This window comes from Pseudomonas sp. TMW 2.1634 (assembly GCF_001703595.1).
In the GTDB taxonomy this organism is placed as follows: Bacteria; Pseudomonadota; Gammaproteobacteria; order Pseudomonadales; family Pseudomonadaceae; genus Aquipseudomonas; species Aquipseudomonas fragi.
The window spans coordinates 3,740,715-3,757,382 of record NZ_CP016849.1 but is presented as its reverse complement, the minus strand read 5'-3'; the positions used below and the strand labels follow the sequence as shown (position 1 = coordinate 3,757,382).

General features: G+C 59.9%; 15 protein-coding genes and 2 pseudogenes. 13 read left to right on the top strand and 4 right to left on the bottom strand.

All coding sequences use genetic code 11. The features are described 5' to 3' along the window. The first annotated feature begins 80 nt into the window (after positions 1 to 80). The gene (gene gabT / locus BFC21_RS17730) at positions 81 to 1,364 is read left to right on the top strand and encodes a 4-aminobutyrate--2-oxoglutarate transaminase (protein ID WP_016782991.1); all 1,284 of its coding nucleotides are present in this window, start codon (positions 81 to 83) and stop codon (positions 1,362 to 1,364) included. A gap of 145 nt (positions 1,365 to 1,509) precedes the next feature. Beyond that, complete coding sequence (locus tag BFC21_RS17725) at positions 1,510 to 2,571, top strand: HDOD domain-containing protein (RefSeq protein WP_120266408.1); 1,062 nt, start codon at positions 1,510 to 1,512, stop codon at positions 2,569 to 2,571. On the opposite strand, the gene BFC21_RS17720 is transcribed toward BFC21_RS17725, so the two are convergent. Then, a protein-coding gene (locus BFC21_RS17720) for an IS3 family transposase (RefSeq protein ID WP_087148787.1) occupies positions 2,564 to 3,726 on the bottom strand; the annotation gives its coding sequence in 2 pieces (ribosomal slippage) (positions 2,564 to 3,471 and positions 3,471 to 3,726; 1,164 coding nt in all). The two genes, BFC21_RS17725 and BFC21_RS17720, sit on opposite strands and share 8 nt — an antisense overlap. Before the next feature lie 65 nt (positions 3,727 to 3,791). Between BFC21_RS17720 and BFC21_RS17715 the strand changes: the two are divergent. Then, positions 3,792 to 3,962: pseudogene (locus BFC21_RS17715) on the top strand (histidine kinase); the annotation flags it as partial. Between the two features lie 113 nt (positions 3,963 to 4,075). Here the strand turns inward: BFC21_RS17715 and desA are convergent. Next, a complete protein-coding gene (desA, locus tag BFC21_RS17710) occupies positions 4,076 to 5,260 on the bottom strand; it encodes a delta-9 fatty acid desaturase DesA (RefSeq protein WP_162939401.1) in 1,185 nt (394 codons plus the stop codon). Positions 5,261 to 5,409: 149 nt separating this feature from the next. Here desA and dibA point away from each other — a divergent pair, with 149 nt between their 5' ends. Then, complete coding sequence (gene dibA / locus BFC21_RS17705; protein WP_120266407.1) at positions 5,410 to 7,332, top strand: phosphodiesterase DibA; 1,923 nt, start codon at positions 5,410 to 5,412, stop codon at positions 7,330 to 7,332. Positions 7,333 to 7,339: 7 nt separating this feature from the next. On the opposite strand, the gene BFC21_RS17700 is transcribed toward dibA, so the two are convergent. Further along, complete coding sequence (locus tag BFC21_RS17700) at positions 7,340 to 7,624, bottom strand: hypothetical protein (protein ID WP_016782995.1); 285 nt, start codon at positions 7,622 to 7,624, stop codon at positions 7,340 to 7,342. Positions 7,625 to 7,748: 124 nt separating this feature from the next. On the opposite strand from BFC21_RS17700, the gene BFC21_RS17695 reads away from it, so the two are divergent. Next, positions 7,749 to 8,408 (top strand): glutathione S-transferase family protein, encoded by a 660-nt coding sequence (locus BFC21_RS17695; RefSeq protein ID WP_088378529.1) that lies wholly within the window; start codon positions 7,749 to 7,751, stop codon positions 8,406 to 8,408. Positions 8,409 to 8,476: 68 nt separating this feature from the next. Here the strand turns inward: BFC21_RS17695 and argH are convergent, their stop codons facing one another. Then, a complete protein-coding gene (gene argH, locus BFC21_RS17690; protein WP_083369690.1) occupies positions 8,477 to 9,871 on the bottom strand; it encodes an argininosuccinate lyase in 1,395 nt (464 codons plus the stop codon). 257 nt (positions 9,872 to 10,128) lie between these two features. On the opposite strand from argH, the pseudogene BFC21_RS17685 reads away from it, so the two are divergent. From BFC21_RS17685 to BFC21_RS17650, 8 genes and pseudogenes are all read left to right on the top strand, one after another. Next, positions 10,129 to 10,260, top strand: a pseudogene (locus BFC21_RS17685) (sensor histidine kinase); the annotation flags it as partial. Further along, complete coding sequence (locus BFC21_RS17680; protein WP_016782997.1) at positions 10,257 to 11,003, top strand: LytTR family DNA-binding domain-containing protein; 747 nt, start codon at positions 10,257 to 10,259, stop codon at positions 11,001 to 11,003. The pseudogene BFC21_RS17685 and the gene BFC21_RS17680, both read left to right, overlap by 4 nt. 127 nt (positions 11,004 to 11,130) lie before the next feature. Beyond that, positions 11,131 to 12,072, top strand: coding sequence for a hydroxymethylbilane synthase (gene hemC / locus BFC21_RS17675; RefSeq protein WP_088378528.1), 942 nt, complete (start codon positions 11,131 to 11,133; stop codon positions 12,070 to 12,072). Beyond that, the gene (locus BFC21_RS17670; RefSeq protein ID WP_088378527.1) at positions 12,069 to 12,836 is read left to right on the top strand and encodes a uroporphyrinogen-III synthase; all 768 of its coding nucleotides are present in this window, start codon (positions 12,069 to 12,071) and stop codon (positions 12,834 to 12,836) included. The genes hemC and BFC21_RS17670 overlap by 4 nt, the downstream gene beginning before the upstream one ends. A 16-nt stretch (positions 12,837 to 12,852) precedes the next feature. Continuing rightward, positions 12,853 to 13,980, top strand: coding sequence for a uroporphyrinogen-III C-methyltransferase (locus BFC21_RS17665; protein WP_120266406.1), 1,128 nt, complete (start codon positions 12,853 to 12,855; stop codon positions 13,978 to 13,980). After that, on the top strand, positions 13,977 to 15,218 hold the full coding sequence (locus BFC21_RS17660) for a heme biosynthesis protein HemY (RefSeq protein ID WP_016783001.1): 1,242 nt from the start codon (positions 13,977 to 13,979) through the stop codon (positions 15,216 to 15,218). The genes BFC21_RS17665 and BFC21_RS17660 overlap by 4 nt, the downstream gene beginning before the upstream one ends. Before the next feature lie 220 nt (positions 15,219 to 15,438). Next, on the top strand, positions 15,439 to 15,966 hold the full coding sequence (locus BFC21_RS17655) for a disulfide bond formation protein B (protein WP_088378525.1): 528 nt from the start codon (positions 15,439 to 15,441) through the stop codon (positions 15,964 to 15,966). A 190-nt stretch (positions 15,967 to 16,156) separates the two neighbouring features. Further along, positions 16,157 to 16,627 (top strand): Rsd/AlgQ family anti-sigma factor, encoded by a 471-nt coding sequence (locus tag BFC21_RS17650; protein ID WP_016783003.1) that lies wholly within the window; start codon positions 16,157 to 16,159, stop codon positions 16,625 to 16,627. The last annotated feature ends 41 nt before the right edge of the window (positions 16,628 to 16,668 follow it).

Genomic DNA, 16,668 nt, shown 5'->3' with positions numbered 1-16,668 from the left:
CATCGCATGCTGGCATGGGTGTCTGCCTGGCGCGTCAGCCTTGAACCACGCCGCTTGATCAGCGGCGAATGAGGAACACCATGAGCAACAAGACCAACGCATCCCTGATGAAACGCCGTGAAGCCGCTGTTCCACGCGGTGTTGGCCAGATCCACCCGATCTTTGCCGAATCGGCGAAAAACGCCACCGTTACCGACGTTGAAGGTCGTGAGTTCATCGACTTCGCGGGCGGTATCGCGGTACTGAATACCGGTCACCTGCACCCGAAGATCATTGCCGCGGTGCAAGAGCAACTGACCAAGCTGACCCACACCTGCTTCCAGGTGCTGGCGTACGAGCCTTACGTTGAGCTGTGCGAAAAAATAAACGCCAAGGTGCCGGGCAATTTCGACAAGAAAACCCTGCTGGTGACCACCGGTTCCGAAGCCGTTGAAAACGCCGTGAAAATCGCCCGTGCCGCGACTGGCCGTGCTGGCGTGATCGCCTTCACCGGCGCGTACCACGGTCGCACCATGATGACCCTGGGCCTGACCGGCAAAGTCGTGCCGTACTCGGCCGGCATGGGCCTGATGCCGGGCGGCATCTTCCGCGCCCTGTACCCGTGCGAGCTGCACGGCGTGAGCGTTGACGATTCCATCGCCAGCATCGAACGCATTTTCAAGAACGACGCCGAGCCTAAAGACATCGCCGCCATCATCATCGAGCCGGTACAGGGCGAGGGTGGCTTCTATGTGGCACCGAAAGCGTTTATGGCCCGCCTGCGCGAGCTGTGTGACAAGCACGGCATCCTGCTGATCGCGGACGAAGTGCAAACCGGCGCTGGCCGTACTGGCACCTTCTTCGCCATGGAACAGATGGGCGTGACTGCCGACCTGACCACCTTCGCCAAATCCATCGCTGGCGGCTTCCCGCTGGCCGGTGTGTGCGGCAAGGCCGAATACATGGACGCCATCGCTCCAGGCGGCCTGGGCGGCACCTATGCCGGTAGCCCGATTGCGTGCGCAGCAGCGCTGGCGGTACTGGATGTGTTCGAAGAAGAGCACCTGCTGGACCGCTGCAAGGAAGTCGGCGAGCGCCTCGTAACAGGCCTCAAGGCTATCCAGGCCAAGCATCCGGTGATCGGTGATGTGCGTGCCCTGGGCGCGATGATCGCGGTCGAGCTGTTCGAAGGCGGCGACTCGCACAAGCCGAACCCGACAGCCGTGGCCCAAGTGGTTGCCAAGGCGCGCGACAAGGGTTTGATCCTGCTGTCATGCGGCACTTATGGCAACGTCCTGCGCGTGCTGGTGCCGCTGACCTCGCCAAACGAGCAGCTGGACAAAGGCCTGGCCATCATCGAAGAGTGCTTCGCCGAACTGGTGTAAGCCCCGCGCTTGACGCTGTGACCTGATAGACAAAAAAACCGCTTCGGCGGTTTTTTTGCGTCTGATCCATCGAATTGGGTGTTTTTGCCTGTATCCGCGTGCGCCCTTTGACTAAGGTGCCTGTATCGCACGGGGAGCAAATTGGATGACGGTTGTAGATTTAAAAGCAGCACCCACTGTATTGATTGCCGAGGCCGACCCCTGGACCCGGGATTTGCTCAAGCAAGTGGTGCTGACTGTACGTTGCGACGCTCAACTGGATGTCTGTGGCGACGGCCAGCAGGCGCTTGCACAGTTGGGCAAGCACACCTACGGCCTGGTGATTGCTGACCGTGATCTGCCGGGCATCGGTGGCCTGGATTTGCTGCGCAGCGTTCGCCAGCGTCGCGCAGTTGCCGCGCAGCCCTTTATTTTGCTGAGTGCGCGCAATGACAGCGCCAGTGTGCGTGAAGCATTGCCCCTGGCGCCTACGGCCTACCTGACCATGCCACTGGACATTGCCGGGCTGACCAAGCGCCTCACGGGGTTATTGCTTGAGGCGGGGCAAGAGATCTTGTGTGACGTGCCGGCGCTGGCGCCCGGCATGACCCTCAAGCGTTTTCTGGAACAGCGCCGTGCGTCTTCAGACGGCGCGCCGCTCAGGGTTGATGCACAGTCGGCGCTCAGGAACAGCCTGGGTCCTGACGGGCTTGATCTTGCGCAGCTTGAGCAGCAGGTGCGTACCGATCCACACATCACTGCGGTGCTGATTGCGGCCGCCAACAGCGCGGCGCAGCACCTTGCGAGCCCGGCCCAGACCCTCGCACAAGCCATGCAGCGGCTGGGGCCTGCGCAAAGCCTGAACCTGATACAGGGGCTGACCCTAAAGCCCGGCGCGCAGTTAAGCGATGCGTGCCTGGCGGACTACGCCGAGGGTTATTGGGCCTTGTCACAGCGGGCGGCAGACTACGGCCACACATTGGCAGGCATGCTCAATCTGGATCAGGAGCGTTGTTACTGCGCCGGGTTGTTGCACTGCCTGGGTGATCTGGCCGTGTTGCGTTGCTTGCAGGAGTGGCGCCAGGCCGGTGGTGAACTGGATACCCAGGCCATTGATGTGTCGCTGGCCGAGTTTGGCGCCGCTTATGGCTCGGCGTTACGCACGCGCTGGCGCTTGCCACTGGAGATGCGCGAACTGATTGCGGCCATGTATGTAGTGGTCAACTAATCCCGGACACGACGTTAAGTTTTTTCTCGGCCTGAGCCGGCGTTAGCCCGCCATTAAATTGATGAGGCCGTATCCAGTTGTAGCGATGCATCAAATAATGACTGATGTCTCGTTGTGCCTGCTGAACCGACATATAACCCACTGAAGGTATCCACTCGGTTTTCAAGCTGCGAAATACTCGCTCCATCGGCGAGTTGTCGTAGCAATTGCCCCGGCGACTCATGCTCTGGCTGATGCGGTACCGCCACAGACGCTGACGGAAGTGGCGACTTCCATATTGCGATCCCTGATCCGAATGAAACAGCAGCCCTTGAGGCTTCCCGCGTTGCTCATAGGCCATATCCAGTGCTTTGGTGACCAAGTCAGCATCCGGGTTTCCTGATAACGCCCAGCCCACTATCCGGCGAGCATAGAGATCCATAACCACGGCCAGGTAGTGCCATTTCCCTTGCGCCCAGATGTAGGTGATGTCACCGCACCAAACCTTGTTTGGCTCGGGAACATCGAATTTACGATTCAGTGTATTTGGAATGTCAGGCCGCTCGACCGTTGCTTTTTTGTAGGCATGCGAGCCAGGCTGCTTGCTGATCAACCCCAGTTCCCGCATCAAGCCTCGCACCTTGAAACGCCCGATCTGCTCGCCATCATCCTGCATCATCGACACGATACTTCGGCTGCCAGCAGCGTTTCGGCTCTGGGTGAACAGTTCGTTGACTCGACTGCGTAATCGAATTCTCTCAACGCCCGGAGAACGCCGCCTGAGGTGATGGGCGTAGTAAGTCGAACGGGTGATTTCGAACACCTCGCACAAGCAGTCAACAGGTTCATGGGCGCTTAGCTGATGGATCAGTGCGAACGCTCGAGATCTTCCGACATCAAGAGCGCGGTAGCCTTTTTTAATATCGATTTCTCTCGTTCAAGACGGGCGATTCGGGCTTCCAGTTCCTGGATCTTTTGCTGCTCTGGGGTGAGCGCCTTGCTCTGCGGGGTGACGCCTGTGCGTTCCTGCAGAAGCTGACTGACCCAACGGCGCAGGGCCGACTCGCCAATGCCGAGTGAACGACTGGCTTCGATGCAGCTGTAATTTTGTTTGAGTACGAGGTCAGCAGCCTCGCGTTTGAATTCAGCGGAAAAGACACGACGTTGCTTGGTCATCTGACACCTCGATATGGCGAGCATTCTCGCCTAAATGAGTGTCCGGTTTCATTAGACCACTACAGTATCACTTGGGCGGCGGGGTGTATTCGCGTGAAGCGCTGGTGATGAACCTGGCGGCGCAAGTGGCCAATCTGGAATCTGAGGAGGGGATTGCCGAGGTGGCGGGCGGGAAGACCGCGCGCTTGTTGCGGGTGGGTATGTCGCAGCTCTTGCAACTGATCGATAAACCGTAAAGGTGGGAGCGGGCGTGCTCGCGATTCAGGCGCCGCGGGTGGTCAGGCAAACCGCGGTGGTTGCATCGCGAGCAAGCCCGCTCCCACCTGATCGGTGGAGGCGAGGCCCGTCTTTAAACCGCCGCAGGCCGCAGCGAATAGGTCTTGAGCTGGTGGGCAAAGTCGCGCAGCGACTGGTTCCCGCTGGCTTCAGCCTCGTGTACCCATTCCTTGATCGCCGCCAGCATGTCGTGGCCATTGGTGCTGGTCTTGACCCAGATCTGTTGCAGGGCCAGGCGCTTCTCGTAAATCACTTTCAGCGACTGGCTGTGCTCCAGCATCTTCTCGATCCGCTGGTGATGGCGATCTTCAAGCAGGCTGGTCTCGCGCGACAACAAGCGCTTGGCGCGGCGGAACTGGTGGCGCACCGAATGATCGACCTTGGCCAGCTCTTGCTGCACCAGCGGCGCGATCACCAGCTTGCGGTACTGGGCCATGATCTGGAAACGGTTGTTGAGGATCGCCATCGCGGTGTCCATGTCCAGGTTGCCCTTGCCTTCCACCCGATGGGCAATCGGCGCAACACGCTGAACCTTGGCCAGACGCAAAAAGCTGAAGACCTTGATCCAGGCCCAACCCAGGTCGAACTCCCACTTCTTGACCGACAGCTTGGCCGAGTTGGGGTAAGTGTGATGGTTGTTGTGCAGCTCTTCACCGCCAATGATGATGCCCCACGGCACCAGGTTGGTGGCCGCGTCGCGGCACTCGAAGTTGCGATAACCCACGGCGTGACCCAAACCGTTGACCACGCCTGCCGCCCACACCGGGATCCACATCATCTGGATGGCCCAGATGGTCAGGCCGATGGCACCGAACAGCAGCAGGTCGATGACCAGCATCAGGGCCACGCCGAGCATTTTGTAACGCGAATAAAGATTTCGCTCAATCCAGTCTTCAGGGCAGTTTTTGCCGTAAATGCGCAGTGTTTCAGGATTTTGCGCTTCTTCGCGATACAGCTCTGCACCTTTTCGCAAAACGGTCGATAACCCTTTGATCACTGGGCTGTGCGGGTCATCGACGGTTTCGCATTTGGCGTGGTGTTTGCGGTGGATGGCTGTCCACTCGCGGGTGTTCTGCGCGGTGGTGAGCCACAGCCAGAAGCGGAAAAAGTGTTTCAGGCCACCATTGAGCTCCAATGAGCGGTGGGCTGAGTAGCGGTGTAGATAAACCGTGACACCGATAATGGTCACGTGGGTCATCAACAGAGTGACTGCCACCAGTTGCCAGGCTGACAAGTCGAGAAAACCGTTGTACCACATAGGCTGTTTGGCCCTCGGGAAGATGAAAAAAACTGCAACACGCATTATCACCATGCAGCCAGATAAAACCAGTCGGCCTTTCAGATAAGAGTGCCGGGATGTTTCTTACACTATAATTCCCATTTTTTTGTAGGTGCATTAACTTTCTTATGTCTGTTTCTTCTCGCGATGCCTTGCGTACGGCCTTGTTATACGGGCTGCTAGCGGTTTTCTGGCTGCTGGTAACTGATCATTTATTGAACAGTTATTTCGATGATTCAGCACAATTGGTGCAGTGGCAGCAGGTAAATGGCTATGTTTTTGCCTTGTTCAGCGCCGTACTGATTTTTTTCGCCCGGGCCCGTTTGTTCGATTTTCTGGGCATGAACCCCGGCCTGAAGCGCCAGCGTCAGGATCAGGAGCGCTTGCGGCAGGCGGCAGTGGTGTTTGACTGCACCCGTGAAGGGGTGCTGGTTAGCGACAGCCGCGGGGTGATCGTTCACGTTAATCGTGCCCTGGTGGAGATCACGGGCTACCCGGCCGAAGAGGTGCTTGGCCGCCGCCCGAACATGTTCAAGTCGGGCCGCCACGGCCCCGAGTTCTACCAGGCAATGTTCAAGTCCATCGACGAGCACGGCGAGTGGCACGGCGAAATCTGGAACCGGCGCAAAAGTGGCGAGGTCTACCCGCAGTGGCAAACCGTGCGTGCGATTACCGATGACAAGGGCCAGGTTAGCCACTATGTCGCGGTTTTTTCGGATATCTCCGCGATCAAGAACTCCCAGACCGAGCTGGCGCGCCTGGTTCACCATGACCCCCTGACCGACCTGCCCAACCGCCTGCTGTTCACCGACCGTACCGAGCAGGCGCTGGCTTCTGCGCAACGCCACCAGACCGGCTGCGCGCTGCTGATGATTGACCTCGACCACTTCAAGATCATCAATGACAGCCTGGGCCACAACGTCGGTGACCTGCTGCTCAAGGCGGTGGCCGAGCGTTTGCTCAGGGTGTTTGGCAAGGGCTTTACCGTGGCCCGGCTGGGCGGCGATGAGTTCGCCGTGCTGATCGACAGCTGCGCGCAAGCGAGCCAGGCCGCCGGGCTTGCGCAGCAGGTGCTGGAGATCATGAAAGGCCCGTTTGATGTCGACAAGCATCAGCTGTTTATCAGCGCCAGCGTTGGCATCAGCGTGTTCCCCGGCGATGCGTTGAACGCCGAGCAATTGCTGCGCAATGCCGATTCGGCGCTGTTCAAGGCCAAAAGCTCGGGGCGCGAGGGCTATGCCTTGTACACCGAAGAGCTGACGGCCCACGCCCAGTACCGGGTCGAGGTGGCCAGCGATCTGCGCCGTGCCCTGGAGCAGCAAGAGCTGCGCGTGTACTACCAACCGGTGCATGACCTTAAAACCAGCCGCCTGATTGGCGTTGAAGCCCTGGTGCGCTGGGAGCATCCGCTGCGCGGGCTGTTGGCACCGGGTGAATTTATCCCGATTGCCGAGCGCACCGGGCTGATTGCCGAAATTGACGCCTGGGTGCTGGAGCAGGCCTGTTGGCAGATGGTGCAGTGGCAGGGAGCGGGGGTGGAGCTGGCGTTTGTGGCCGTGAACATTTCCAGCCGTCTGTTTGCCCGGCCCGAGCTGTTCGCGCTGGTGTCCACGGTGCTGGCGGACACCGGCCTGGACCCGGCCCTGCTGGAACTGGAAGTGACCGAAAGTGCGGTGATGGACAACTCGCAAGTGGCCCTGGAGCAGATGCATCGCCTGCGGGCACTGGGTTTGCGCCTGGCTATCGATGATTTCGGCACCGGCTTTTCATCGCTGCTGCGGCTCAAGCGCTTGCCCGTGCAGAAGCTGAAAATCGATCAGGGTTTTGTCGCCGGTTTGCCCGGGGACAATGATGATGTGGCGATTGTGCGGGCCGTTATCGCTTTGGGTCAAAGCATGGGCTTGCAGGTGCATGCCGAAGGCATAGAGCAGGTCGGGCAGGCGCAGTTCCTGCTCGACCTTGACTGCGACCTGGGCCAGGGCTACTGGTTCGGGCGCCCGATGCCTGCCCAGGATCTGGACTGGCAACGGGCGCCGGCGATTCGCCCCTGAACCGGGTTCAGTCCTTTTCTGGCGGCAGGGTCGGCAGCGCGCGCAGGGCGGCTTCGTACCACTCGGTGTTAAAGGCGCGATCTTCTTCGAGGATCGCGTCAATTTCCACGGCCAGCACATGGGCCATCATCTGCAGGATATCGTCGCGCTCGTAGCCAACCAGGGTCAGTTTGTTGAACGTGGCCTTGGCGGCAGGCGGGTTGTCGCTTTCAATCTGGTTTTCAATCGCCTGGATCAGGGTGGATTCGGCGAATTCTTCTTCTTCGTTGTCGATATCGGTTGGCTCGCTCATGGCAGGCTCCTCAAGTAAAGGCGGCCAGTCTAACTGCATTCAAGCCAGTGATGCTGCTAGCCAGCCTGACGGCGAAGCTCTATAACAGCTGCAGCCAACCCCAACACGGCCTGGAGGCTTTGTAATGCTCAAGCTTTATGGATTCGCAGTCAGCAACTACTACAACATGGTCAAGCTGGCGCTGCTGGAAAAGGGCGTGCCCTTTGAAGAGGTGCCGTTTTTCGCTGGCAAGACCCCAGAGGCCCTGGCCATCAGCCCCCGTGGCAAAGTCCCGGCCCTGGGCGTTGCGCAAGGTTTTATCAATGAAACCAGCGTGATCCTCGACTATATCGAGCAAACGCAAACAGGCCCGAAACTGCTGCCGGTTGACCCGTTCGAGCGCGCCCAGGTGCTGGCGCTGGCCAAGGAAATCGAGCTGTATATCGAACTGCCGGCCCGTGCTTGCTACCCCGAGGCGTTCTTCGGCATGCAAGTGCCCGACGTGATCAAGGAAAAGGCGCGCACCGAGCTGCTCGAGGGTATTGCTTCGCTGGGCCGCCACGGCAAGTTTGCGCCTTATGTGGCGGGCGACACCCTGAGCGTGGCGGATATCTACTTCGCCTTCAGCGTTGACCTGGCCTGTGCGGTGGCACACAAGGTGTTTGGCCTCGACCTGCTGGCAGACATGCCGGGGGCCGCGGCCTTGCTGGAGCGTCTGAAGCAAAACCCGCATGTGCAAAAAATCGCCGCGGACAAAGACGCTGCCATGCCACAGTTCCTGGCCTGGATCAGCAGCAAGAAATAACCCTCGCGTTGGCGCTGGATAAAAAAAACGGGCACCCCAGGGTGCCCGTTTTTTGTATTGCCTGACGCTTAACGGCTGGCCAGCAACGCCTTGCCGCGTACAACAGCTGCTTTCACTTGCGCCGGCGCGGTGCCGCCGATGTGATTACGCGCATTGACCGAACCTTCGAGGGTCAGCACGGCAAACACATCGTCTTCGATCTGATCGCTGAACTGACGCAGTTCTTCAAGGCTCATTTCCGCCAGGTCCTTGCCAGTCTCAACGCCGTACTTCACGGCGTGGCCAACGATTTCATGGCAGTCACGGAACGGCAGGCCACGGCGAACCAGGTAGTCGGCCAGGTCGGTCGCGGTGGAGAAACCACGCAAGGCGGCTTCGCGCATGATCGCGTGCTTGGGCTTGATCGCCGGGATCATGTCGGCAAAGGCGCGCAGCGAGTCGCGCAAAGTGTCGGCGGCGTCGAACAGCGGCTCCTTGTCTTCCTGGTTGTCCTTGTTGTAGGCCAGAGGCTGGCCCTTCATCAAGGTCAGCAGGCCCATCAGCGCGCCGAATACACGGCCGCTTTTGCCGCGCACCAGCTCCGGCACGTCGGGGTTTTTCTTTTGCGGCATGATCGAGCTGCCGGTGCAGAAGCGGTCGGGCAGGTCGATAAACTGGAATTGCGCGCTGGTCCACAGCACCAGCTCTTCGGAGAAGCGCGACAGGTGCATCATCGCGATGCTGGCGGCGGCGCAGAACTCGATGGCGAAGTCGCGATCGGACACGTTGTCCAGCGAGTTGCCGCCTACGGCGTCAAAGCCCAGCAGTTGCGCGGTGAATTCGCGGTCGATCGGGTAGGTGGTGCCCGCCAGTGCCGCGCTGCCCAGAGGCATGCGGTTGGTGCGCTTGCGGCAGTCGACCAGGCGCTCGTAATCGCGGCTGAGCATCTCGAACCAGGCCAGCATATGGTGACCGAACGTCACTGGCTGTGCGGTCTGCAGGTGGGTAAAGCCGGGCATGATGGTCTCGGCTTCACGCTCTGCCTGTTCCAGCAGGCCTTTTTGCAGGCGGGTGATTTCAGCCAGGATCAGGTCGATTTCGTCGCGCAGCCACAAACGGATATCGGTCGCGACCTGGTCATTACGGCTGCGACCGGTGTGCAGTTTTTTGCCGGTCACGCCGATGCGGTCGGTCAGGCGCGCTTCGATGTTCATGTGCACGTCTTCCAGGTCGATGCGCCAGTCGAATTGACCGGCTTCGATTTCGCTCTGGATGGTTTTGAGGCCGTCGATGATGCTGTCGCGCTCGGCATCGGTCAGCACGCCGACCTTGGCCAGCATCGTGGCGTGAGCCACGGAGCCCATGATGTCGTGGCGATAAAGGCGCTGGTCGAAAGTGACGGAGGCGGTGAAACGCGCAACGAAGGCGTCGACGGGTTCACTGAAGCGGCCGCCCCAGGACTGATTGGTCTTGTCGGTGCTCATGGATTCGCTCGTAATCGGCTGAGGGGAGTTACACAAATAGTTACCGCGGATCATAACAGGGTTGCCATTCATGGCGTTGACGCAGCTCGGCAGGTTTTTGTGTGAAGTGCGGTATAAATAAATTTCCGAAACGAAATGTATCGTTTGAATACTTTCGCCTTGGCAACCGTCTACAGTTGGTCGTATGGATCAGTCATAGCAGGTCTTTGTAGATTGCCAGACGTATCCGGTATTAAATCGAGCAATCGAGACAGGTGAATTTAGCTGCCAGGTTTGCGGCACTTTTTGGCCTTCGCGCTAGTCTTAGCGTGGATCGCCGTGACAGTCGTCACATCACCTGTCTACGCTATCCTTGTGCGAGACTCACGCAGGAATACAGCGCTATATGAATGTCCTGATCGTTGATGACGAAACCCTGGCCCGCGAGCATTTGAGCCATTTGCTCAGCACGCTCGGGGGTTATACGTTGCTGGAGCCTGGCGCCACCAATGGCGAAGAGGCACTTACCCTGATCGAAAACCTGAAGCCGGATGTCGTTTTGCTCGATATTCGCCTGCCAGGCCTCGACGGGTTGCAGGTTGCAGCCAAATTATGCGAGCGCGAGCTACCGCCTTCGGTGGTGTTTTGCGTGGCCCCTGATGAGTTTTCCGTGCAGGCCCTGCAAGACAGCGGTGTCAGCTATGTGCTCAAGCCGGTCACCGCGCAGGCCCTGAGTGCTGCCCTCAAGGAGGCGCACCGGCCCAATCGCGTGCAACTGGCCGCACTTACCCGGCCGGCTGCGCAAACCGGCAGTGGCCCGCGCAGTCATATCAGTGCCAGAACCCGAAAAGGCATTGAACTGATCCCCATCGACCAGGTGATCTACTTTATTGCCGACCACAAATACGTGACCTTGCGCCACGCGGGCGGTGAGGTGCTGCTGGATGAACCGCTAAAAGCCCTTGAAGACGAGTTTGGTGAGCGCTTTGTGCGTATCCACCGCAATGCGCTGGTGGCGCGTGATCGTATCGAGCGCTTGCAACGCACGCCGCTGGGGCATTTTCAGCTGTTCCTGCGCGGGCTCAACGGTGATGCGCTGATCGTCAGCCGCAGGCATGTGGCGGGTGTGCGCAAGATGATGCAGCAGCTGTAATTCGCGTTCAAAGAAGGCGCGGGCGCGCCGTTTTGGGCCAGGGAGGCCGAGGACTTTCTGATACAAGTCAAAGCTGTTTTGGCTGAGCTGTTATTATCAGCCGTATCTTTTCAGTACGGATTGATCCATGTCCTCTCGCGAAATCCGCATCGCTACCCGTAAAAGCGCCCTGGCTCTGTGGCAGGCCGAATACGTCAAAGCCCGTTTAGAGCAGGCTCACCCCGGTATTTTGGTGACGCTGGTGCCCATGGTCAGCCGTGGTGACAAGCTGCTGGACTCGCCGCTGTCAAAAATCGGCGGCAAGGGCCTGTTCGTCAAGGAGCTGGAAACCGCCCTGCTAGACAACGAAGCCGACATCGCCGTGCACTCCATGAAAGACGTACCGATGGACTTCCCTGAAGGCCTGGGTCTGTTTTGCATTTGCGAGCGCGAAGATCCGCGTGACGCGTTCGTTTCCAATACCTATGCCAGCCTCGACGATTTGCCCCTGGGCAGCATTGTCGGCACGTCGAGCCTGCGCCGTCAGGCCCAGTTGCTGACTCGTCGCCCGGACCTGCAAATCCGTTTTCTGCGTGGCAACGTCAACACCCGTCTGGCCAAGCTCGATGCCGGTGAATACGACGCCATTATCCTCGCGGCTGCCGGCCTGATCCGTCTCGGTTTTGAAGACCGCATCACGTCGGCGATCAGCATCGAAGACAGCCTGCCCGCCGGTGGTCAAGGCGCAGTGGGCATCGAATGCCGTAGCGCAGACAGCGAAATTCATGCCTTGTTGACGCCGTTGCATCACGCCGATACGGCTGTGCGCGTCACGGCCGAGCGTGCGCTGAACAAGCACCTCAATGGTGGCTGCCAAGTACCGATTGCTTGTTATGCCGTGCTTGAAGGCGAGCAACTCTGGTTGCGTGGCCTGGTCGGTGAGCCAAGCGGTGGTGTGTTGCTCAGTGCCGACGCCCGTGCGCCACGTGCAGCGGCCAGCGAGCTTGGGGTGCAAGTGGCCGAGGCGCTGCTGGCACAAGGCGCTGGCGATATCCTCAAGGCCGTTTATGGTGAGGCAGGTCACGAGTGACCGGTTGGCGCCTGCTGCTGACCCGGCCTGCCGAGGAGTGCGCAGCCCTGGCCGATGAGCTGGCGGCTGCCGGTATCTTCAGCAGCAGCCTGCCATTGCTGGCGATTGCCCCGTTGGCCATGAACGACGCCCAGTGTGCGCTGATGGCCGGCCTTGACCGTTATTGCGCGGTGATTGTGGTCAGCAAGCCGGCGGCGCGCCTGGGGCTTGAGCTGATGCGCCAGTACTGGCCGCAGGCGCCGCAGCAGAAGTGGTTCACTGTTGGCGCCGCGACGGCGCAGATTCTCGCCGCCCACGGCCTCGATGTTAGCTACCCTCAATGGGGCGATGACAGTGAGGCCCTGCTGGCAATGCCCGCGTTCACCTCGGCGGTGAGGGGCGTGCAGCCCAAGGTGCTGATCCTGCGCGGGGAGGGCGGTCGCGAGATGCTGGCTGAGCGTCTGCGCAGCCTCGGCGCGCAGGTCGACTATCTTGAACTCTATCGTCGCGAGCTGCCGTCATACCCGCCTGCGACCCTGCATAAGCGGGTTACAGGGGAACGCCTGAACGCGCTGGTGGTCAGCAGTGGGCAGGGTCTTGAACATTTACGCCACTTGGCAGGGGATGACTGGCCGCAGCTTGCACGCCTGCCATTGTTTGTTCCAAGCCCCCGGGTTGCTGAGCTGGCACGCAGCGCCGGGGCGCAACATGTTGTGGATTGTCGTGGCGCGAGCGCTGCGGCTTTGCTGGCGGCGCTGCGGGAACATCCCGCACCTGCTTTCTAATGCAAAGGATGGATTCGTGAGCGAAACAGTCTTGTCCAAAGAACCCGTACAGCCCGCGCCAGAGGCGCCGGTTAAACAAGCCGAACCTGCACCGCAAGGGCGGGGCAATGGCCTGGCCGTTGTCGCCCTGTTGCTGGGTGCTGCCGGTATAGCCGTGGGTGGCTGGGGGGTGTGGCAGGTGCGTCAACTGCAAGCTGCCACCACTGAGCAACTGAGCGACGTACCCGCCCTGGCCGCGCAAACGCTGTCGATCAAGCAGGGCGAGCAACAACTGCTGACCCGGCTCAACCAGTTGCCTTCGGCCAATGAGCTGGATAATCAGCGCCAATTGGTCGTGCAATTGCAAGGCGATCAGCAGCGCCTGAACCAGCGCCTTGAAACCGTGCTGGGCGAGAGCCGCAAGGACTGGCGTCTGGCCGAGGCCGAGCACTTGTTGCGCCTGGCCACCTTGCGCTTGTCGGCCTTGCAGGACATCAGCAGCGCCCAGGCCCTGGTGCAGGGCGCAGACGCGATTTTGCGCGAGCAGAACGATCCGGGTTCATTCGCCGCCCGTGAGCAGCTGGCCAAAAGCCTGACGGCCCTGCGCAGCGTTGAGCAACCGGACCGTACCGGCCTGTTTTTGCAGTTGGCGGCCTTGCGTGATCAAGTGGCGCAGCTCAGCGCCCTGGCCCCGGCCTATCAGAACGCGGGTGACTCGCTGGCAAGCCTCACCGCGGATGGCGATGGCGCGAGCCGTTGGTCCCAGTGGTGGGAGGAGATCTCGCATTACATCCGCATTGATTTCAATGCCGATAAAAATGTGCGCCCGCTGTTGGCCGGCCAAAGCCTGACCCAGGTTCGCCTGGCCTTGAGCCTGGCGCTGGAGCAAGCCCAGTGGGCCGCGCTCAATGGTCAGGAGCCGGTTTACACCCGGGCTTTGGAGCAGGCGCAAGACGTCCTCAAGGGCAACTTCAATGCGGATAACCCGCAGAGCAAAAAAATTCTTGAGCAAGTGGTTGAGCTCAGCAAGCAGCCGGTCACGGTCAAGACCCCGGATCTCGCCGGGGCCTTGAGTGCGGTGCAGGCTTACCTCGAACGTCGGCATGTGAGTGCCGACGAGCCGGGTAAAGCGGCCGACAGCCCTGCGCAGGAGGCTCGTCCATGAAGCGTTTCTATGTGATTGTGTTTTTGTTGATTGCAGCTGCGGCCTGCATCGGCCTGGCAATCGCTGAAGACGCGGGCTATGTGCTGATCGCCTATAAAAACTTCCGCTACGAATCCAGCGTGTGGGCAACCCTCGCCCTGCTGGCCGTGCTGTGGTTGCTGGTATGGGGCATCAAGCTGCTGGTGGAGCTGGTCACGGCGTCTACCGGGCTGGTGAACCCGTGGTCGCGGCGCAACCGCAGCCGGCGGGTACAGATCGCCATCGAGCAAGGCCAGATGGACCTTGCCGAGGGCCGTTGGGCCAGCGCACAAAAGCACCTGGCCCGTGCCGCCGAAGCCGAGCCGCAGCCATTGCTCTACTACCTGGGTGCTGCGCGTGCGGCCAATGAGCAGGGGCACTACGAAGAAAGCGACAACCTGCTTGAGCGTGCACTGGAGCGTCAGCCCCAGGCCGAACTGGCAATTGCCCTGAGCCATGCCCAGTTGCAGGTGGACCGCGCCGACACCGATGGCGCGCTGGCGACCTTGCAAGCGATGCATGAGCGTCATCCGCATAACGTCCAGGTACTGCGTCAGTTGCAGCGCCTGCACCAGCAGCGTGGCGACTGGACGGCGTTGATCCGCCTGCTGCCGGAGCTGCGCAAGGACAAGGTATTGCCGGCCAAGGAACTGGCAGAGCTGGAGCGTCGCGCCTGGGGCCAGAACCTGAGCCTGGCGGCCCAGCGTGAAACGGAGGGCGAGGCGGGGCTGCAGTCGTTGCAGCGCGCCTGGCAACAGCTTACCTCGGCCCAGCGCCAGGAACCCGCGCTGGTGCTGGCCTATGCCGAGCAATTGCGCCAGCTGGGCGCACAAGCCGAAGCCGAAGAAGTACTGCGTGGGGCGCTCAAGCGCAGTTACGACAGCCACCTGGTGCGCCTCTACGGCCTGCTGCGCGGCAGCGACCCGGTCAAGCAGCTGCAGACTGCCGAAGGCTGGCTCAAAAGCCATCAAGGCGACGCCAGCCTGCTCTTGACCCTGGGCCGCCTGTGCCTGCAAAACAGCTTGTGGGGCAAGGCGCGGGACTACCTTGAAAGCAGCCTGAAGGTTGAACGCAACCCGGAAACCTGTGCCGAGCTGGCGCGGTTGCTGGCCCAGCTGGGTGATACAGCGCGCAGCAACCAATTGTTCCAGGAGGGCCTGAATTTGCTCGATGAGCGTTTGCTGGCCTCGCCTTTGCCGGCCACTGCCACAAGCCTGTGACGGTGTCAGTCTGGCGTGTGTTTGGGCACACGTCAGGCTGGGCTGAGTCGTCCGTGAATGCTGTATGAGTTGGCAATTCCTACTCCGCAAGCTCTAAATACTTCACGCTTCTGTAGGTTTTTCCCCGCTTTCTTCAAGAAGTATCCCCTTAAGGCCACCTTGAAAGGGTCAATGGCTTTCATCTACCGTAACCAGCTGTCTATTTTGTTACGGAAAAGCCATGTTTTTGGCAGGCTCACGTTTCATTTTCTTTTTGGCCTTTGCAGTCGGTGCCTTGGTGCTGGGCGCTACTTTTTACCTGGAGTACGGGCCGGGGCTTAAACCTTGTTGGTTATGTCAGGTGCAGCGCTTTTTCTTGCTGGGTTTTTGCTTCGTCAACTTGATGGCTTATGCCCATGCCCCCAAAAGGGTTGGCTTGTGGTGTTACTCCCTTGCCTCCTCGTTGTTTGCGCTGGGCGGTGCGGCAAGTGCCTTGCGCCAGGTATGGCTGCAACAGCTGGGGCCCGATCAGTTGGTGGGTTGCCAACCGGAAGTGGCGTGCAATTGGCACGACATGTCGGCGGGTGAAATCATTTCGATGATTTATCGCGGCAGTGAAGACTGCGCGCATGTTCACTGGACTGTATTTGACTTGAGCATTCCCGAGTTGAGCTTGCTGGCCTTTCTCGTGCTCATTGCTCTTGGTCTCTTTCAGATAAGTCGCTCGATTAATCGCGACAAATTACCGCGTGGCTGCGACGTGAAGTAGCACTTGGGATTAAACACTTGTATGAATTTTCTCTCGTGCGTACCTTGAAGCAGTAGCCGCGCGGGCATAATCTGGCCCGCACGTATCACGGAGTTATGCCGCCCAATGCCCGTGCCATCGCGCAGGTTTTGGTTCACACAGGCCCGGCTGATGTCGGGTGGCATGGGCCCACAAGGGAAGAGAGATCATCATGCTCGAAAGATGCGAGAGTGCTCAGGAACGTTTCAACGGCGTCCACCAGCTGGTAGACCGCTGGTTGCATGAGCGCCGTAAACTTGTGAAGGCTTATGCCGCTCTGCTGGAGCAGCAAAACAACCCCAAGCGTGGGCCGCAAAAAGAGTTTTGCCAGTTGCTGGTCGACTACGTTTCCGCAGGCCATTTCGAGATTTACGAGCAGCTTAATCAGGAGGCCAAGGCCTTTAATGATGAACGCGGGCTTGCCTTGGCCGAGACCATTTACCCGCGTATCAACGTGATTACCGAAGCCGCCCTGGCGTTCAACGATCATTGTGACGGCAAGGCCCATCGCCCTGACTGTGACAAGCTGGCAGAAGAGATCAAGGTGTTGGGCGCTCTGCTCGATGAGCGCTTTGAGCTTGAAGACTGCCTGATCGAAGTGCTGCACAGCGCGCACAAGCAGAAAGAAGCCGCCCAGGCGTAGGCCGCAATCCATTAAAAAACGGTGCGCAATGGCGCGCCGTT